The organism is Kluyvera ascorbata (assembly GCF_023195735.1).
GTDB lineage: Bacteria > Pseudomonadota > Gammaproteobacteria > Enterobacterales > Enterobacteriaceae > Kluyvera > Kluyvera ascorbata.
Window position 1 is genome coordinate 613349 of the sequence record NZ_CP096201.1, and the last position, 17150, is coordinate 630498.

The following is a 17150-nucleotide window of genomic DNA, read 5'->3' on the forward strand; positions in this document are numbered from 1 at the left end:
GCGTGGTAACGAATATGGTTGAAGTAACAATGAATCCGCTGTGGGACGATATGATTCTGGCGGTAAAACAGAATGTGAAGCCCGCAATGGGCTGCACCGAGCCGGTCTCGCTGGCGCTGGCAAGCGCGATTGCGGCTTCTCACCTGGCGGGGCGTATCAGCCATATTGAGGCTAAGGTATCGCCAAACCTGATGAAAAACGGCATGGGCGTTACCGTACCGGGCACGGGAATGGTTGGCTTGCCGATTGCCGCCGCGCTGGGTGCGCTGGGCGGTGATGCACAGGCTGGGTTAGAGGTCTTGAAGGGCGCGTCGGTGGAGGATATTACGGCGGCCAAGGTTCTGCTGGCCAGCGGTAAAGTGTCGGTGACCATGGAAGACCCGTGCGATGACGTGTTGTACGCCAGCGCAACGGTTCATACTCTCGACGAATCGGCCACGGTGACCATTGCTGGCGGTCATACACGCGTCATTCGCATCGTGAAAAATGGCGTGACGCTGCTGGATGCCAGCAATTGCGAGGGAGCAGAGGAGGAGCAAGCCACCTCGCTTGAGCACGTCACGCTGGAGCAGGTTGTTGAGTTTGCCGAGCAGGTGCCGTTTGAGAAAATTAGCTTTATTCTCGATGCGGCATTGCTGAACAGCGCGCTCTCCCACGAAGGTCTGCGTGCGCCGTACGGTCTGCATATTGGCGCGACCCTGCAACGTCAGCGTGAGCGCGGGCTGCTGGCAAAAGATCTGCTGAGCGACATTATTATTCGAACCTCGGCGGCCTCGGATGCGCGCATGGGCGGCGCTTGCCTGCCTGCCATGAGCAACTCGGGCTCGGGGAATCAGGGCATTGCCGCCACCATGCCGGTGGTGGTGGTGGCGGAACATCTGGGCTGTTCCCAGGAGAAAATGGCCCGCGGGCTGATTCTCTCGCACCTGACGGCTATCTATATTCATCACCAACTGCCGATGCTGTCGGCGCTCTGCGCGGCCACCACGGCCTCGATGGGAGCGGCGGCCGGTATCTGCTGGCTTATCGATGGCAGCTATCGCAGCATCTCAATGGCCATCAGCAGCATGATTGGCGATGTGAGCGGCATTATCTGCGATGGCGCGTCCAACAGCTGCGCGATGAAAGTCTCGACCAGCGTGTCGTCGGCGTGGAAAGCGGTGCTGATGGCACTGGATGAAACGGCGGTAACGGGAAATGAGGGAATTGTGGCGAACGACGTGGAACAGTCGATTAGCAACCTCTGCTCGCTGGCCTGTCACTCTATGCAGCAGACGGACAAACAGGTGATTCAGATTATGGCGAGCAAGCTCGCGTAAAAAAATAGCCCCGGTTTCTGGCCGGGGCACTTTCTCAGGCAGCGTGTTCTTCTTCCTGATGACGCTCTGCTTCACAAACGATCGCTTCGAGCTCGTTCAGCATCTCTTCAAAACCAAACGTTTTAGGCGCGATGACCGGCTGTGGTGCGTTAACGACGACGGCCTTGTGCTGCTTCTTGTTGTTTCGCTTACTCATAGTGTCTTCGGTGTCCCTGAAAATCGTTACACCGGTAAATCTATCAGCAAAGCGCGCAGCGGGGTATCAGCTACGAGTGTGATATTGCTCTCATCGCGGATAAATGCCCCATCGCCGCAGGTCAGAGACTGCTTCTCAGCCTCGTGCGCCAGCGCATGAACCGTACCATGAATCGACTGCAAATAGGCGCGCGGCCCGTGCAGCTGCAGGCTTACCTGCTCACCTTTCGCCAGCTCAATATGGTGCAACCATACCTGCTGACGCAGCTGTAAACTATGCTGGCTGCCGTCCGGTGAGGCTAACAGTTGGTGGTTCGTCTCTTTCAGTTTGATCTTCTGCACGCGCGAATTTTCGCGTTCTGGGCAGGCGTCGAGCCAGATTTGCATCCGGGTTAACGGCTTGTCTTTACTCAGATTATGCTCGCTGTAGCTCACGCCTTGCTGCGTGGCAATCAGCAGCGCTTCACCGGCTTTGGCATGAATATGATGGCCTTCGCTATCGCGGTACTCCGCTTCACCTTCCAGGATGATATTCAGGATATCGACTTTTGGATAGGTACGTGGCTGGAAGGCGGCACCCGGTGCGAGCACTTCCTGATTCAACACGCGCAGTGAGGCGTAGCCCAGCAGCTTCGGATCAAAGTAGTGTCCAAAAGAGAAGGTATAGCGAGCCTGCAGCCAACCGAAGTCTGCCTGTCCGCACTGTTTCGCTGTTCTTGTGGTAATCATCTTCTTGACCCTCCTTTACACTAAATCAATGGTAAAGGTATGGACGCTGCATTGTTAGCCAGATATTCTGCCCGGTATGTTCAAATTTACTGAATGAGCACGCTATGGCCAAAGAGAGAGCGCTGACGCTAGAAGCACTACGAGTAATGGACGCGATTGATAGACGCGGGAGCTTTGCCGCCGCGGCTGATGAGCTTGGTCGCGTGCCTTCGGCATTGAGCTACACCATGCAAAAGCTGGAAGAAGAGCTGGACGTGGTGTTGTTTGACCGTTCGGGTCATCGAACAAAATTCACTAACGTCGGGCGTATGCTGCTGGAACGCGGTCGTGTTCTGCTGGAAGCCGCTGACAAGCTGACCACCGATGCCGAAGCGCTGGCCCGAGGCTGGGAAACCCACCTCACCATCGTGGCAGAGGCGCTGATCCCAACTTCGACGCTGTTCCCGCTGGTGGAAAAACTCGCGACCAAATCTAATACTCAGTTGTCGATCATTACCGAAGTGCTGGCGGGTGCCTGGGAGCGCCTGGAGCAGGGTCGGGCGGATATCGTGATTGCGCCGGATATGCATTTCCGCTCATCGACCGAGATTAACTCCCGTAAACTTTATTCGGTGATGAACGTTTATGTGGCCGCGCCGGATCATCCTATTCATCAGGAAGCCGAACCGCTGTCGGAAGTCACGCGCGTGAAGTATCGCGGCGTGGCGATTGCCGACACCGCTCGCGAACGTCCGGTGCTGACGGTACAGTTGCTGGATAAGCAGCCGCGTTTGACGGTCACGTCGATGGAAGAAAAACGTCAGGCGCTGTTAGCCGGTTTGGGGGTCGCAACGATGCCGTATCCGATGGTTGAAGAGGATATCGCCCAAGGCCGCTTACGCGTGGTGAGCCCGGAATATACCAGCGAAATTGATATCATCATGGCCTGGCGCCGTGACAGCATGGGCGAAGCGAAGTCCTGGTGCCTGCGCGAGATCCAAAAGCTGTTAACTGCGAAATAAAGTTGTAGGCCGGATAAGGCGTTTACGCCGCCATCCGGCAATCAGCACTGAATTGCCTGATGGCGCTACGCTTATCAGGCCTACAAGATTTGCATTGTTGCCGCCCGGCCGGGATCAGGAAAGACGTTTCGGATCTGGTCCAAAACGGTTGTTGCCTGGCGTTCCGTTCTGGCAGTTAAAGATAATAATCACCAGCCAGCCAATCACCGGAATCAACAGCAGGAGCAGCCACCACGCCGAGCGATCGGTGTCGTGTAGTCGGCGGAACTGTACTGCCCACCACGGAAGAAAAACCAGAATGCCGTAAATGGTGGTGAGGATCCCTTCGCCGCCAGCGCGCTGCCAGCCCAGCATCTTATCCACCACGCTCAGCACTGCCGTCAAAATGACGTTCACCAGAATGAACATCCAATACTCTTTGCGACGAGCGCGGCCACCAAATCCAATGTAATTACGTAGAACGTTGAGATACCAATCCATTTTTATGCCTCAGTTGATCATTAATCACTTGTTTTTTAAGCGATCAAGCTAAGGATAGTCGTGAATGAAAAAGTGGTAAATATTGATGATGTGAAATTAATTGGGCATCGAGGATCGATGCCCAATGGGTTTAGCGGAAACGTTCGTCGCGGCCGTGTGGTTCGTCCAGATCCTGCCATGGCCCGATGGAGATAATCCCGGTCGGGTTAATGGTTTTGTGGCTGCGGAAGTAGTGGTTGCGGATATGGTCGAAGTCGACGGTTTCCGCAATGCCCGGCATCTGGTAGATATCGCGCAGGAAGCCGTGCAGGTTCAGGTAATCGCTGATGCGATGCTTATCGCACTTGAAGTGGGTCACGTAGACCGGATCGAAGCGGATAAGCGTCGTCCACAGGCGAATATCGGCTTCGGTCAGCTGATTACCGGTCAGGTAGCGATGCTGACCGAGGATCGTTTCTAGACGATCCAGCGAGCTAAAGACCTTATCAACGGCTTCATCATAGGCTGCCTGGCTGGTGGCAAAACCGGCTTTATAGACCCCGTTGTTCACCGTGTCGTAGATCCAGCTGTTCAGCTCATCAATCTGATCGCGCAGCGCGGCTGGATAGTAATCGCCCGCTTTGGCACCCAGTGCATCAAATGCAGTATTGAACATGCGAATGATTTCCGCTGATTCATTGCTGACGATGGTCTGATTCTTTTTATCCCACAGTACCGGCACGGTTACGCGCCCGGAGTAGGTGGAATCGGCATGCTGATAGAGCTGATACAGGAATTGATGCTGGTAAAGCGTATCGCCCGTTGCGGCCGGGAAATCGGCATCGAAGGTCCAGCCGTTTTCCAGCATCAGCGGGTTGACGACGGATACGGAGATGAACGGTTCCAGTCCTTTGAGCTTACGCAGGATAAGCGTGCGGTGCGCCCACGGACAGGCAAGAGAGACGTACAGGTGATAGCGATCTTTCTCAGCGGCAAAACCGCCGTTGCCGGTAGGGCCGGGCTCGCCGTCGGCGGTCAGCCAGTTGCGAAATGCAGAAACTGAACGCTGGAAACGTCCACCGGTGGATTTGGTGTCATACCAGACGTCTTGCCAGACGCCATTGATCAATTGTCCCATGATGTGCTCCTCCAGATAGCAAAAGCGAGGAGATGTCTCCTCGCTTTTTTGTTCATTCAGTATAGTGCGTTCTTACCATTTTTTATTCAGCACGCGGTCGATGCTGAATGCGCCTGGACCGGTGATACCCAGCAGCAGGTAGCCGCCAGCGATGGTCAGGTTTTTCATAAACATCAGCGAGTTCACACCTTCAGCAAAGTTGCTGTGGAAGATGAAGGCGGTCAGCAGGGTGAAGCCTGCGGTGAACAGCGCGGTGGTGCGAGTCAGGAAACCGAATAGAATCGCCAGACCGCCGCCAAACTCAAGCAGAATGGTCAGTGGCAGCAGGAAACCTGGGACGCCCATTGCTTCCATATACTGCTGCGTACCCGCATACCCGGTGATTTTGCCCCAGCCAGCGGTGATAAACAGAATCGGCATCAGAATACGTGCGACCAGGAAACCAATATCTTCTAATTTTTTCATCTTTCTCTCCAGAGAACCTTGCGGGCAGTTAAACCGTTTTATTGAGCATTTACACGCTGATAGCGCGTAGCTGCTGTCGATGGAGAGAAATATAACTGTGACGTATAACAATTGTTAGCAAGGAAAACTGTTGAAGTTCTTCAAAGAATCTGAGCAATGATGTATGGCAGTGGGGAAATCGGGACGGCGAACGATTAAAAGGATTTACGCGCGATATTCCTGACCATGCGCCAGGTGCTCCAGATACCCACGCCGCGGCGGGCCCAGCGCACCAGAAAGCGCGGATGACGCAGTGAAACTACCGCCATGGCGCTGCTGGCGACCATGAACCACGAACGCAGACTGACAAGCTTGCTCCAGCCGCGATCGTAGGGTTGGGTGGCGTCCAGCCAGTCGCGACGGCTGGCGCTAAGGTCCAGCCGCTGCTGCTGAATTTGCCGTAGCAGATACGCTTTGCGTGCTTCTCGTTCCTGTCGTGGACTCATGGTTCATTATCCTCCAGCAGGGTGCGATCGTTGGCCAACTCGTGGCGAGTATGGCGTAACAGCGTTGAGCGACGTGCTTTGCTCAGCGTCCATATTCCGCCAACGATAGCGAGGAGCAACAGCGTCGCGGTAGTCGCTACCATGACGATGAGGCGATACTGTGGGTCAACGGCCCACATTATGAGCACCAACAGGCTCATCAGGCCGAAAGCGGTAAACAGCAGGGTAAGCCCTGCCATTAACAGGAGCTGAATGAGGTTTGCCTTCTCCTCTTCCAGCTCCACGACCGCTAAGCGCAGCCGCGTTTCGACCATCTGAACCACGAGGGTAACAATGCGCTGGCCAATGCCGAGAATGTTCTTTCCCGGCCCCTGCGCCTGGTGAGAATCGCTCATGCTTAACGACGCGTCAGCAGAACGCCCAGTACCAGCCCGACGGCTGCACCAATACCGACGCCGGTCCATGGGTTTTCACGCACGTAGCCATCGGCTTTGGCCGCCGCTTCACGTGTCTGCTTAGATAAGACTTCGCCTGCTTCGCCCAGGCGGTCACGGCTCTCTTTCAGCGCGCTTTCCGCTTTACTACGCAGCTTGCTCATCTCCTCTTTGGACTTGTCGGTGGAAGCATTCAGGACCTCTTCCAGAGTATCGGACAGGGCTTTCAGCTCTGCGCGTAATTGATCTGATGTCGTATCTTTAGCCATCGTATCTCTCCTGTAAGTATTTCCACTCAATATGCGCGGGATTCCAGCGCGTTAAGTTCTTTCTTGGCTTCCTGCAGCTTATGTGCGCGTTTCGCCACTTTGTCCGCATCGCCTTTCTGTTTTGCTTCCTTCAGATCCTGCTCGCGCTCGCGAACTTCATCCTTTTGTTCGGCAATTTTTTCCTGATGATCGGCGCGAAGCTTGCTGTCAGTACAGTGTGCCTGGACTTCGCTCAACGCCTTTTTCAGGCCGTCGATACGGTTCTGATTGTTATGCTTCTCGGCATAGCCAATCTCGCGCTGAATGTCCTGCTCTTTTTCCTGACACAGTGATGTTGCTGCTGCGCTCGCACTGAGAGACGCGAGAGCAAGGGCAAGAACGATGCGGTATTTCATGTATGAACCTTCCATTGTGCATAGTACATCGAGCATGTACTGTTCCGGTCTGTGAGCAACGCCGTTGCGTCACCCACAATACTAAGCATAGTAACGAAAATACAAAATCACCAAAGCTGGTGAAATTATTCGGATTCCTGGAAGTGGCTAGCCAAATCGATGCGAGGTATCACGAAGAAGAGACAGCCAGCTTGCCGGGTTGTTATCTTCATCCTGCAGCGCTATCACGTAGACATGCGGCAGGCTGTTATCCAGTACGCGCTTTGCCGCGGCGCTCTGTTCACTGGACTCAAAGGTAATCAGCAGCGCATCATCCTTCGGGGTGATGCTCTTAAAACGAATGCCGTTAGCATCCAGATGGTGAGAGATGGAAAAACCATCTGGCATGCTCGCCTGGTTGATAGGGCGAATGGCAAGCGTAGACTCTTCGCGCTGAAGCGCAGCCCACAGCCAGAGCAGGATGCAAAGCATCAGCACCATGCCCAGGCTAAGGGTAAATCGACGTAGCAGAATACGGTTTGGCACCATAGTTACCCTCGATTACCGTATTTCTTCTTCCACACGACGGCCAGTGAGCCTATCAGGCCAACAACCAGCAGTACCACCGGCAGCAGCATCAGGCAAGACATCAGCGCGTCTTCGTACTTCTGGAATACCGGTGTTTTACCCAGCAGGTAGCCAAGGGTGGTCAGAATCAGCACCCACAGCAGGCCGCTCATCCAGTTGAAGAACTGGAAGCGCGCGTTGTTCAGACCGGAGATCCCGGCAATGGTCGGCAGCAGGGTACGCACGAAGGCGATAAAGCGGCCAATCAGTAGCGCGGAAAGCCCGTGTTTATGAAACAGATGGTGCGCGCGCTGGTGGTAGTGGGCGGGAAGGTGCGAAAGCCAGTTCTGAACGATACGCGTATTGCCAAGCCATTTGCCCTGAATATAGCTAAGCCAGCAGCCAAGGCTTGCGGCAACGGTAAGCAGAATCACCGTTTGTGGGAAGCCCATCGCGCCTTTGGCAATGAGTACGCCGACCAGTACCAGCAGGCTATCGCCCGGTAAAAATGCGGCAGGCAGCAAACCGTTCTCAAGGAACAGAATCATAAATAAGACAAAATAGAGCATGCCGATCATGGACGGATTAGCGAGGGTTTCGAAATCCTGGCTCCACAAGGCATTTAAGAGTTGGGTTAATAGTTCCATTCACGATTCCTGGTACATCGATTAACGTAATGCCTGAACGCGCTGCGACGGTCTTCTCTTGTTTCTATTTTAATAGCATCGCGGTAAATACGCGCTGAACAGTCCCTGTTTTGGCGAAATAATCTATTGCTGAACAACAAAAAGGCAAATTGCATGCAATTGTAACAAATGACGTGGTTTTACGTCATAGAAATTGCAATTTGTTGCAGTTCGATTTTGCGTTTTCGAGCGGGGAGTGGCTAGGGGATTTACAAAGGCTTACCCACGCGAAATGTCAGGTAAGCCCTGGAAAGAGGACCGCGCGATTATTTGCCGCCGATAGCGACCGTATCGAGGTGAACGACCGGGTTTTCGGCAAACAGATAGCGGTCGGCGTTGAATTCGAAATCATCGCTGGTTTCGTTGAACAGCATCAGCTTGGTGTTTTCCAGGTGCTGCCACATGGCAATTTTCGCCGCGTGAGGATCTTTGCGAATCAGCGCTTTCAGAATCTGGTCGTGATCGTCACACCAGTTGTCGACGGTGCGGGCATCGATATGGTCGTGGAGTTTTTTCCAGTACGGGTTGTGTACGCGCTGGGTCCACATTTTTTCGACAATAGCGGCAAGGGCGGTGTTCTGGGTTGCCAGAGCAACCTGCACGTGGAACTGGAGATCCCACTCTGAATCACGGAAGCATTTTTCCTGGCGCGCCTTTTCCTGGATCTCCATCAGCTTCATGATGTCCTGCTTGGTGACCTGGGTGGCGGCAAACTCCGCGATGTTACTCTCAATCAACTGACGTGCCTGCAGCAGCTCAAACGGGCCGTAGTTGGCAAACTCTTGCGACTCGTCTGGGGTCTGATGGTATTTCGCCTGATTAGAAATGACGTGAATGCCGGAGCCTTTGCGGACTTCAACATACCCTTCCACTTCCAGCATAATGATGGCTTCGCGAACAACGGTACGGCTGACGCTCTTTTCATCGGCAATAAAACGCTCTGCAGGCAGTTTATCGCCCACAAGGTAGACGCCTTGCTCAATGCGTTCTTTTAGCTCAGCGGCCAGTTGCTGATACAAGCGACGTGCGTCGGCGATTTCCATATGCTCTCCAGGCAGGGTACGGCAGATTAAATTTGTTATACCACTTTTACGAGCAGCTAACCATATTATGACATGAAAAAAGCCGCCTGAAACAAGGCGGCTTTTGTGAAAACAGACATTCGTTACAGTTTAGTTTTGCGTCGCCTGTTGAGTAGGGCGATTGGCGCCAGACTCACCGTCGTCAGCCTGCTTGTTCTGCAGGACGGTCCAGATAACCAGCGCACCCAGCAGGTCGAAGATAGCCAGGACGGCAAACAGTGGGCTGAAGCCGATGGTATCTGCCAGCGCACCGACGACCAGAGCAAACATGGTGCTCGCCATCCACGCCGCCATACCGGTCAGACCGTTCGCGGTGGCCACTTCGTTACGACCGAAGACGTCAGAAGAGAGCGTAATCAGCGCACCGGACAGGGACTGGTGAGCGAAGCCACCGAGGCACAACAGGGCGATAGCAACGTATGGGCTGGTGAACAGACCGATCATCCCTGGGCCAATCATCAGCAGTGCGCCCATGGTGACAACCATTTTACGAGAAACAATCAGGTTCACGCCAAACCAGCGCTGGAACAGCGGCGGCAGGTAGCCACCCAGTACGCAACCTACGTCAGCGAACAGCATTGGCATCCACGCAAACATCGCGATTTCTTTCAGGTCAAAGCCGTAGACTTTGAACATGAACAGTGGGATCCAGGCGTTAAAGGTACCCCAGGCTGGCTCAGCCAGGAAGCGCGGCAGAGCGATACCCCAGAAGCGACGGGTCTGAATGATCTGCCATGGAGACATTTTCTTCGCGTTGTTGGTCTGGTGCTGTGCTTCCTGACCACCAATGATGTAATCACGTTCTTCGTCAGTTAATTTTTTCTGATCGCGTGGGTGTTTGTAGAAGATGAGCCAGGACATTGCCCAGATGAAGCTCAGCGCACCGGAGATAATGAACGCCATCTGCCAGCTATGCATCACGATAGCCCAGACAACCAGCGGTGGCGCAATCATGCCGCCGATAGAAGAACCGACGTTAAAGTAACCTACTGCAATAGAACGCTCTTTAGCCGGGAACCATTCGGAGCTCGCTTTCAGACCCGCAGGGATCATGGCCGCTTCAGCAGCACCTACCGCACCACGTGCGACGGCCAGACCGCCCCAGCTGCCTGCCAGCGCAGTCGCGCCGCAGAAAACTGCCCAGGCAACGGCGAAGAAGGCGTAGCCGATTTTGGTACCCAGAATGTCCAGAACGTAGCCGGCAACCGGCTGCATCACGGTATACGCTGCAGAGTAAGCAGCGATGATGTAAGAGTATTGCTGTGTGGAAATGTGCAGCTCAGCCATCAGAGTTGGCGCTGCTGCCGCCACGGTATTACGTGTCAGGTAGCCCAGCACGGTGCCCATCGTCACCAGTGCGATCATGTACCAACGTAACCCTTTAATTTTACGCATGTAAACCTCATCGTGTTGTTATAACTGCGAGTCCTGCAGCCATCCTCCTGTGTTGCCGGAAGATGTCATTCTCGAAGGGGCTTACCGGTGTAATGCTTCCCGGTACGACCCGAACTTGCCAGTAAGTACGCGTGCTGAATTCGGTATCCGTACCGCTCAATCAGGTGTCTTTATCGACCACGGCTACTACATTCCGTCGTTCAATGTGTTTCGACGGGGTGCAAGATAACTTGTCATACAACTTTAAAAGGTGAATACCGTCACAAAAGAGGTATTTCCCGTACGGTTAAAGGGGTAGATACACCAGGCCAGGCATGGCGCGGCCTGTAGGGGCGTTTCGTCATTTTTTCTGTCATTTTTTGTCAAGGTTTATTGATCTAACTCACGAAAAAATCTTCGGCCGAACGAAATTGGTGTGATAACTTTGACAGCATTACAGATAAACATCTGACCCACTCGTTGAGAGGAAGACGATAATGACCCCGTTCATGACTGAAGATTTTCTGTTAGACACCGAATTTGCTCGCCGTCTGTACCACGACTACGCAAAAGATCAGCCGATTTTCGACTATCACTGCCACCTGCCGCCACAGCAGGTTGCTGAAGACTATCGTTTTAAAAATCTGTATGACATCTGGCTGAAAGGCGACCACTACAAGTGGCGCGCGATGCGTACTAACGGCGTAGCAGAACGCCTGTGTACCGGCGATGCGTCTGACCGCGAGAAGTTTGACGCGTGGGCTGCAACCGTACCGCACACCATCGGCAACCCGTTATACCACTGGACTCACCTCGAGCTGCGTCGCCCATTCGGCATCACCGGTAAACTGCTGTCACCGTCTACCGCTGGCGAAATCTGGGATGAGTGCAACGAGCTGCTGGCGCAGGACAAATTCTCCGCGCGCGGCATCATGAAGCAGATGAATGTGAAAATGGTCGGCACCACTGATGACCCAATCGATTCTCTGGAGCACCACGCAGCCGTCGCCAAAGACGGTTCGTTTGACGTGAAAGTGCTGCCAAGCTGGCGCCCGGATAAAGCTTTCAACATCGAGCTGGCCACCTTCAACGATTACATGGCAAAACTGGGTGAAGTGTCTGACACCGACATTCGCCGTTTTGCTGACCTGCAGACCGCGCTGACCAAGCGTCTGGATCACTTCGCCGCTCACGGCTGTAAAGTGTCCGACCACGCGCTGGACGTGGTGCTGTTCGCGGAATCTAACGAAGCGGAACTGGATAGCATCCTGGCACGTCGCCTGGCCGGTGAAACGCTGAGCGAGCACGAAGTTGCCCAGTTCAAAACCGCCGTTCTGGTCTTCCTGGGCGCAGAATACGCACGTCGCGAATGGGTACAGCAGTACCACATCGGCGCGCTGCGTAATAACAACCTGCGTCAGTTCAAACTGCTGGGTGCGGACGTCGGCTTCGACTCCATCAACGACCGCCCAATGGCTGAAGAACTGTCCAAGCTGCTGAGTAAGCAGAACGAACAGAACCTGCTGCCAAAAACCATTCTGTACTGCCTGAACCCACGCGATAACGAAGTGTTGGGCACCATGATCGGTAACTTCCAGGGTGAAGGCATGCCTGGCAAAATGCAGTTCGGTTCCGGCTGGTGGTTCAACGATCAGAAAGACGGTATGGAACGTCAGATGACTCAGCTGGCACAGCTGGGCCTGCTGAGCCGCTTCGTCGGCATGCTGACCGATAGCCGTAGCTTCCTGTCTTACACCCGCCACGAATACTTCCGTCGTATTCTTTGCCAGATGATTGGCCGCTGGGTTGCTGCGGGCGAAGCGCCTGCCGATATCCAGTTGCTGGGTGAGATGGTGAAAAACATTTGCTTTAACAATGCGCGTGACTATTTCGCCATTGAACTGAACTAAAGTCTGGGGTTGGTATGCAATACATCAAGATCCATGCGCTGGATAACGTCGCGGTAGCGCTCGCTGATTTGGCCGAAGGAACCGAAGTCACCGTTGATGGGCAGGTGATTACCCTGCGTCAGGCGGTAACGCGTGGCCACAAATTCGCCTTACGCGACATCGCGAAGGGTGAAAACGTCATTAAATACGGTTTACCTATTGGCCATACGCTGGTGGATGTGGCAGCGGGCGAGCATATCCATGCTCACAACACGCGCACGAATCTCAGCGATCTGGACACGTATAGCTACCAACCCGATTTCCAGGCCGAGGTTGCTCAGCCCGTCGATCGTGACGTGCAGATTTACCGCCGTGCTAACGGTGATGTGGGCGTGCGTAACGAAATCTGGATCCTGCCGACCGTTGGCTGCGTGAACGCCATGGCTCGCCAGATGCAGAACCGTTTCCTGAAAGAGACCAACGATGCCGAAGGTATCGATGGCGTTCACCTCTTCAGCCACACCTACGGTTGCTCACAGCTCGGTGACGATCACATTAATACCCGTACCATGCTGCAAAACATGGTGCGTCACCCGAATGCGGGCGCGGTGCTGGTGGTTGGCCTGGGTTGTGAAAACAACCAGGTTGACGCTTTCCGCGAAACCCTTGGCGAGTTCGATCCTGAGCGCGTTCACTTCATGGTCTGCCAACACCAGGAAGACGAAGTGGAAGCCGGGATCGAACATCTCCATCAGCTGTACAGCGTGATACGCAATGACAAACGCGAGCCGGGTAAACTGAGCGAGCTGAAGTTTGGTCTGGAATGCGGTGGGTCTGACGGCCTGTCCGGTATTACCGCCAACCCGATGCTGGGTCGTTTCTCCGACTACGTGATTGCCAACGGCGGCACCACCGTGCTGACCGAAGTACCGGAAATGTTCGGTGCTGAGCAGCTGCTGATGAGCCATTGCCGTGACGAAGAGACTTTCGGCAAGCTGGTGACCATGGTCAATGACTTCAAGCAGTACTTCATTGCGCATGACCAGCCTATCTACGAGAACCCATCGCCGGGCAACAAAGCGGGTGGTATCACGACGCTGGAAGACAAATCACTGGGCTGCACGCAGAAAGCGGGCTCCAGCAAAGTGGTTGACGTGCTGCGCTACGGCGAACGCCTGAAAACGCACGGTCTGAACCTGCTGAGTGCACCGGGCAACGATGCAGTAGCCACCAGCGCTCTGGCGGGTGCGGGCTGTCATATGGTGCTGTTCAGTACCGGTCGCGGTACCCCTTACGGTGGTTTCGTGCCGACGGTTAAAATTGCCACCAACAGCGAACTGGCTGAGAAGAAGAAACACTGGATCGACTTCAATGCTGGCCAGCTGATTCACGGCAAAGCCATGCCTCGGCTGCTGGAAGAGTTCGTGGACGTTATCGTCGACTTCGCCAACGGCAAGCAGACCTGCAACGAGCGCAATGACTTCCGCGAGCTGGCTATCTTTAAGAGCGGCGTCACGTTGTAATAAAAATGTGATCTGATACGATAAAACGGCGTTTCATTGTCTGAAACGCCGTTTTTTTATGCTGTTTAACAAGGACCTCTCATGACGGCGTATTGGCTGGCCCAGGGCGTTGGCGTTCTGGCATTTATCATCGGGATCACCACCTTCATCAACCGCGATGAACGGCGCTTCAAGTTTCAACTTTCGCTCTACAGCGCCACCATCGGCGTGCACTTTTTCCTGATGGGCGCGATCCCCGCCGGGATGAGCGCGGAGCTAAACGTCATTCGAACGATCATTTCGGTCTACACGCGCCGGATCTGGGTGATGTTTGTCTTTATCGCGCTAACGCTAATCCTCGGACTGAGCAAACTGCACCATGCCATGGAACTGCTGCCGATTGCCGGCACGGTGGCCAGTACCTGGGCGCTGTTCCGCTGTAAAGGGCTGACGGTACGCTGCGTCATGTGGTGTTCCACACTGTGCTGGGTTATCCATAATTTCTGGCTCGGCTCGATTGGCGGCACGATGATTGAAGGCAGCTTCCTGGTGATGAACGGCCTGAACATCATTCGCTTCTGGCGGATGCAGCGTAAGGGGATTGACCCGTTCAAGGTCGAGAAGAAAGTTCAGGAACAGAACCCCTCCGCCTGATGGCGAAGGGGCTGATAGATTAGCTACGCAGGGCGTTCTTTTCCAGACGAGCATCTTCCGCCTGGCAGGCTGCCGCGGTGAACAGCACGTCGGTGGATGAGTTGAGTGCGGTTTCACAGGAGTCCTGCAGTACGCCGATAATAAAGCCGACAGCCACGACCTGCATGGCAATGTCGTTTGGAATACCGAACATATTGCAGGCCAATGGAATCAACAGCAGCGAGCCACCGGCAACGCCGGATGCCCCACAGGCGCACAGTGATGCCACAACGCTCAACAGCAGCGCGGTCGGCAAATCAACCGGGATCCCAAGCGTATGAACTGCCGCCAGAGTCAGTACGGTGATGGTAATGGCAGCACCGGCCATGTTGATCGTGGCGCCAAGCGGAATGGAAACGGAGTAGGTATCACGGTCCAGATTCAGCTTTTCACACAGCGCCATATTCACCGGAATGTTGGCAGCTGAGCTACGGGTAAAGAAGGCGTATACACCGCTTTCACGCAGGCAGGCCATGACAAGCGGGTATGGGTTGCGGCGAATCTTCCAGAAGACCAGCAGCGGGTTAATCACCAGCGCAACCAGCAGCATACAACCGATCAACACCAGCAGCAGCTGTGCATAACCCCACAGGGTTTCAAAGCCAGTAGTGGCAAGCGTCGAAGAGACTAAACCGAAGATCCCGAGTGGCGCAAAACGAATCACCACTTTGACGATAAAGGTTACCGCATGGGAGACATCGTTAATCAGATTTTTGGTGGTGTCATTACCGTGGCGCAGCGCAAAACCTAAGCCGACTGCCCATACCAGGATACCAATGTAGTTCGCATTCATCAGCGCTGTTATTGGGTTCGCCACCATGCTCATCAGCAGCCCGCGTAACACTTCCACAATATCAGAAGGCGGGGCAATATCCTCTGCGGCGGCGCTGAGATGCAGCGTAGAAGGGAAGAGGAAGCTAAAGAGTACCGCAGTCAGCGCGGCGGCAAAGGTTCCCAGCAGATACAGGAACAGAATCGGGCGAATATTGGTTTTTTGCCCCTGCTGGTGATTGGCAATCGAAGCCATAACCAGCATGAGTACCAGTACCGGTGCGACGGCTTTCAGCGCGCCAACGAACAGCGTTCCCAGCAGGCCTGCGGCAATAGCCGCCGGTTTGGAAACGACGGCCAGCAGAATCCCCAGGATCAGCCCAACCAAAATCTGTTTAACCAGACTGCCGCTGGTTATAAAACGCAAAAAGCCGGGTGATGCGGATGGTTTTGTCATCAATGCATTCCTTAAGTGATGTGTGTTGTCTTTCCAGCGACGTATTATTTGTTACGTTTATGTCTGGATGTAAAAAAGTGTTTGCTCGATCGAGTATAAGGAAAGTCGCGGTTTGGGGAAGTACAAAATGCTGGAATTTACGCCACACGTCATATTATTTAACCAATAATTTACAATGTGTGACGTAATTAGCAGGATGGAGGTAGCCCGGGCGAGGCGTTTACGCCGACCCCGGGGAGGCTCGGAGCTGCTCCCGGCGTCGCTGCGCTCGGCCGGGCTACGGGTTACATTTTTTGCTTTTTCAGGTCGTTACGATGGTTAACCCACGCATTAAGGAGCAGGGTGAATGCCAGGATCCCGCCGACCACGCCCAGCGATACCGAAATCGGGATATGGTAGAAATCGACGATCAGCATCTTGATGCCGATAAATACCAGGATAATCGACAGCCCGTATTTCAGCATGGAGAAGCGCTCGGCCACACCTGCCAGCAGGAAGTACATCGCGCGAAGACCGAGGATCGCGAACAGGTTAGAGGTCAGCACGATAAACGGATCGGTGGTGACCGCAAAGATAGCCGGGATGCTGTCGACTGCGAAGATAACGTCGCTCAACTCCACCAGAATCAACACCAGCAGCAGCGGCGTCGCAAACAGCACGCCGTTTCTACGGGTAAAGAAGTGCTCGTTCTCGATTTTGTCGGTCATCCGCAGATGCCCGCGCAGCCAGCGCACCAGCGGTTTATCGCCAATTCCGCCTTCATCTTCTTTCGCCAGCGCCATCTTAATCCCGGTGAACAGCAGGAACGCGCCGAAGAGATAGAGCAACCATTCAAACTGGGAGATAAGCCAGCTTCCTGCGAAGATCATGATAGTACGCAGCACGATCGCACCCAGCACGCCGTAGACCAGCACGCGGCGCTGCAATGCCGCAGGCACAGAGAAGTAGCTGAACAGCATCAACCAGACGAAGACGTTGTCCACTGCCAGCGATTTCTCAATCAGATAACCGGTGAGGAAGGCTAGCGCCTGCGGGTCAGCCACCGCGCGGCCCTGGGTTTGTGCCAGATACCACCAGAACGCAGCGTTAAACAGTAATGAGAGGGTGACCCACACCAGAGACCAGGCTGCCGCCTGCTTCATGGACATGGTGTGCGCGCCGCGACGGCCCTGCAGGAACAGGTCGATAGCGAGCATAATCACCACGACGACAGCGAATCCGCCCCACAGCAACGGTGTGCCGACTGTATTCATAGAATTTT

Annotated in this window: 20 protein-coding genes; 5 read left to right on the plus strand and 15 right to left on the minus strand. The window is 54.4% G+C overall.

Going from position 1 to position 17150, the window contains the following annotated elements:
- The first annotated feature begins 14 nt into the window (after positions 1 to 14).
- Entirely contained in the window at positions 15 to 1319 is a 1305-nt protein-coding gene (locus tag MY052_RS02940) for an L-cysteine desulfidase family protein (RefSeq protein ID WP_248538174.1), read from the plus strand.
- A gap of 34 nt (positions 1320 to 1353) precedes the next feature.
- Here MY052_RS02940 and MY052_RS02945 read toward each other — a convergent pair whose 3' ends face one another.
- Positions 1354 to 1515 (minus strand): hypothetical protein, encoded by a 162-nt coding sequence (locus MY052_RS02945; protein WP_167540424.1) that lies wholly within the window; start codon positions 1513 to 1515, stop codon positions 1354 to 1356.
- A 26-nt stretch (positions 1516 to 1541) separates the two neighbouring features.
- Positions 1542 to 2243 (minus strand): pirin family protein, encoded by a 702-nt coding sequence (locus tag MY052_RS02950; RefSeq protein WP_035896411.1) that lies wholly within the window; start codon positions 2241 to 2243, stop codon positions 1542 to 1544.
- A 104-nt stretch (positions 2244 to 2347) separates the two neighbouring features.
- Here MY052_RS02950 and MY052_RS02955 point away from each other — a divergent pair, with 104 nt between their 5' ends.
- Positions 2348 to 3244, plus strand: coding sequence for a LysR family transcriptional regulator (locus tag MY052_RS02955; RefSeq protein ID WP_035896412.1), 897 nt, complete (start codon positions 2348 to 2350; stop codon positions 3242 to 3244).
- Between the two features lie 114 nt (positions 3245 to 3358).
- Here MY052_RS02955 and MY052_RS02960 read toward each other — a convergent pair whose 3' ends face one another.
- The 11 genes from MY052_RS02960 to MY052_RS03010 all read right to left on the minus strand — a co-directional run bounded on the left by MY052_RS02960 (position 3359) and on the right by MY052_RS03010 (position 10598).
- Entirely contained in the window at positions 3359 to 3724 is a 366-nt protein-coding gene (locus tag MY052_RS02960; RefSeq protein ID WP_035896413.1) for a DUF805 domain-containing protein, read from the minus strand.
- A 130-nt stretch (positions 3725 to 3854) separates the two neighbouring features.
- Complete coding sequence (locus MY052_RS02965) at positions 3855 to 4841, minus strand: glutathione S-transferase family protein (RefSeq protein ID WP_248538175.1); 987 nt, start codon at positions 4839 to 4841, stop codon at positions 3855 to 3857.
- 72 nt (positions 4842 to 4913) lie between these two features.
- Positions 4914 to 5306 carry a DoxX family protein gene (locus MY052_RS02970; protein ID WP_035896415.1) on the minus strand — a complete coding sequence of 131 codons (393 nt, stop codon included), beginning with the start codon at positions 5304 to 5306 and terminating at the stop codon, positions 4914 to 4916.
- Positions 5307 to 5500: 194 nt separating this feature from the next.
- The gene (locus MY052_RS02975) at positions 5501 to 5791 is read right to left on the minus strand and encodes a YqjK-like family protein (RefSeq protein WP_123652323.1); all 291 of its coding nucleotides are present in this window, start codon (positions 5789 to 5791) and stop codon (positions 5501 to 5503) included.
- Complete coding sequence (locus tag MY052_RS02980; protein WP_035896417.1) at positions 5788 to 6186, minus strand: phage holin family protein; 399 nt, start codon at positions 6184 to 6186, stop codon at positions 5788 to 5790. Before MY052_RS02980 ends, MY052_RS02975 begins: the two co-directional genes overlap by 4 nt.
- A gap of 2 nt (positions 6187 to 6188) precedes the next feature.
- A complete protein-coding gene (locus MY052_RS02985; protein ID WP_035896418.1) occupies positions 6189 to 6494 on the minus strand; it encodes an ElaB/YgaM/YqjD family protein in 306 nt (101 codons plus the stop codon).
- Between the two features lie 26 nt (positions 6495 to 6520).
- The gene (locus MY052_RS02990) at positions 6521 to 6889 is read right to left on the minus strand and encodes a DUF1090 domain-containing protein (protein WP_035896419.1); all 369 of its coding nucleotides are present in this window, start codon (positions 6887 to 6889) and stop codon (positions 6521 to 6523) included.
- Between the two features lie 147 nt (positions 6890 to 7036).
- Positions 7037 to 7417: an EnvZ/OmpR regulon moderator MzrA gene (mzrA, locus tag MY052_RS02995; protein WP_202217144.1), complete on the minus strand. Its 381-nt coding sequence runs from the start codon at positions 7415 to 7417 to the stop codon at positions 7037 to 7039.
- 2 nt (positions 7418 to 7419) lie between these two features.
- A complete protein-coding gene (gene yqjA / locus MY052_RS03000; protein ID WP_185667873.1) occupies positions 7420 to 8082 on the minus strand; it encodes a DedA family general envelope maintenance protein YqjA in 663 nt (220 codons plus the stop codon).
- Between the two features lie 305 nt (positions 8083 to 8387).
- On the minus strand, positions 8388 to 9164 hold the full coding sequence (gene exuR / locus MY052_RS03005; protein ID WP_035896422.1) for a transcriptional regulator ExuR: 777 nt from the start codon (positions 9162 to 9164) through the stop codon (positions 8388 to 8390).
- 129 nt (positions 9165 to 9293) lie between these two features.
- On the minus strand, positions 9294 to 10598 hold the full coding sequence (locus tag MY052_RS03010) for an MFS transporter (RefSeq protein ID WP_035896423.1): 1305 nt from the start codon (positions 10596 to 10598) through the stop codon (positions 9294 to 9296).
- Positions 10599 to 11074: 476 nt separating this feature from the next.
- Here MY052_RS03010 and uxaC point away from each other — a divergent pair, with 476 nt between their 5' ends.
- The 3 genes from uxaC to MY052_RS03025 all read left to right on the plus strand — a co-directional run bounded on the left by uxaC (position 11075) and on the right by MY052_RS03025 (position 14622).
- Positions 11075 to 12487, plus strand: a complete 1413-nt coding sequence (uxaC, locus tag MY052_RS03015; protein WP_185667876.1) for a glucuronate isomerase — start codon at positions 11075 to 11077, stop codon at positions 12485 to 12487.
- A gap of 14 nt (positions 12488 to 12501) precedes the next feature.
- The gene (locus MY052_RS03020) at positions 12502 to 13989 is read left to right on the plus strand and encodes a UxaA family hydrolase (protein WP_248538176.1); all 1488 of its coding nucleotides are present in this window, start codon (positions 12502 to 12504) and stop codon (positions 13987 to 13989) included.
- Positions 13990 to 14070: 81 nt separating this feature from the next.
- Positions 14071 to 14622, plus strand: coding sequence for a YgjV family protein (locus tag MY052_RS03025; RefSeq protein WP_123652317.1), 552 nt, complete (start codon positions 14071 to 14073; stop codon positions 14620 to 14622).
- A gap of 19 nt (positions 14623 to 14641) precedes the next feature.
- On the opposite strand, the gene sstT is transcribed toward MY052_RS03025, so the two are convergent.
- Together sstT and MY052_RS03035 are read right to left on the minus strand one after the other, a co-directional pair.
- A complete protein-coding gene (sstT, locus tag MY052_RS03030; RefSeq protein WP_202217146.1) occupies positions 14642 to 15889 on the minus strand; it encodes a serine/threonine transporter SstT in 1248 nt (415 codons plus the stop codon).
- Between the two features lie 284 nt (positions 15890 to 16173).
- Positions 16174 to 17142, minus strand: a complete 969-nt coding sequence (locus MY052_RS03035) for a TerC family protein (RefSeq protein WP_248538177.1) — start codon at positions 17140 to 17142, stop codon at positions 16174 to 16176.
- Positions 17143 to 17150: the final 8 nt, after the last annotated feature.

What these genes read in the sequence shown, in the direction of transcription:
- MY052_RS02940 (WP_248538174.1), top strand. Translation starts at nt 15, where the DNA reads ATGGTTGAAGTAACAATGAATCCGCTGTGGGACGATATGATTCTGGCG.
- MY052_RS02945 (WP_167540424.1), bottom strand. Translation starts at nt 1,515, where the DNA reads ATGAGTAAGCGAAACAACAAGAAGCAGCACAAGGCCGTCGTCGTTAAC.
- MY052_RS02950 (WP_035896411.1), bottom strand. Translation starts at nt 2,243, where the DNA reads ATGATTACCACAAGAACAGCGAAACAGTGCGGACAGGCAGACTTCGGT.
- MY052_RS02955 (WP_035896412.1), top strand. Translation starts at nt 2,348, where the DNA reads ATGGCCAAAGAGAGAGCGCTGACGCTAGAAGCACTACGAGTAATGGAC.
- MY052_RS02960 (WP_035896413.1), bottom strand. Translation starts at nt 3,724, where the DNA reads ATGGATTGGTATCTCAACGTTCTACGTAATTACATTGGATTTGGTGGC.
- MY052_RS02965 (WP_248538175.1), bottom strand. Translation starts at nt 4,841, where the DNA reads ATGGGACAATTGATCAATGGCGTCTGGCAAGACGTCTGGTATGACACC.
- MY052_RS02970 (WP_035896415.1), bottom strand. Translation starts at nt 5,306, where the DNA reads ATGAAAAAATTAGAAGATATTGGTTTCCTGGTCGCACGTATTCTGATG.
- MY052_RS02975 (WP_123652323.1), bottom strand. Translation starts at nt 5,791, where the DNA reads ATGAGTCCACGACAGGAACGAGAAGCACGCAAAGCGTATCTGCTACGG.
- MY052_RS02980 (WP_035896417.1), bottom strand. Translation starts at nt 6,186, where the DNA reads ATGAGCGATTCTCACCAGGCGCAGGGGCCGGGAAAGAACATTCTCGGC.
- MY052_RS02985 (WP_035896418.1), bottom strand. Translation starts at nt 6,494, where the DNA reads ATGGCTAAAGATACGACATCAGATCAATTACGCGCAGAGCTGAAAGCC.
- MY052_RS02990 (WP_035896419.1), bottom strand. Translation starts at nt 6,889, where the DNA reads ATGAAATACCGCATCGTTCTTGCCCTTGCTCTCGCGTCTCTCAGTGCG.
- mzrA (WP_202217144.1), bottom strand. Translation starts at nt 7,417, where the DNA reads ATGGTGCCAAACCGTATTCTGCTACGTCGATTTACCCTTAGCCTGGGC.
- yqjA (WP_185667873.1), bottom strand. Translation starts at nt 8,082, where the DNA reads ATGGAACTATTAACCCAACTCTTAAATGCCTTGTGGAGCCAGGATTTC.
- exuR (WP_035896422.1), bottom strand. Translation starts at nt 9,164, where the DNA reads ATGGAAATCGCCGACGCACGTCGCTTGTATCAGCAACTGGCCGCTGAG.
- MY052_RS03010 (WP_035896423.1), bottom strand. Translation starts at nt 10,598, where the DNA reads ATGCGTAAAATTAAAGGGTTACGTTGGTACATGATCGCACTGGTGACG.
- uxaC (WP_185667876.1), top strand. Translation starts at nt 11,075, where the DNA reads ATGACCCCGTTCATGACTGAAGATTTTCTGTTAGACACCGAATTTGCT.
- MY052_RS03020 (WP_248538176.1), top strand. Translation starts at nt 12,502, where the DNA reads ATGCAATACATCAAGATCCATGCGCTGGATAACGTCGCGGTAGCGCTC.
- MY052_RS03025 (WP_123652317.1), top strand. Translation starts at nt 14,071, where the DNA reads ATGACGGCGTATTGGCTGGCCCAGGGCGTTGGCGTTCTGGCATTTATC.
- sstT (WP_202217146.1), bottom strand. Translation starts at nt 15,889, where the DNA reads ATGACAAAACCATCCGCATCACCCGGCTTTTTGCGTTTTATAACCAGC.
- MY052_RS03035 (WP_248538177.1), bottom strand. Translation starts at nt 17,142, where the DNA reads ATGAATACAGTCGGCACACCGTTGCTGTGGGGCGGATTCGCTGTCGTC.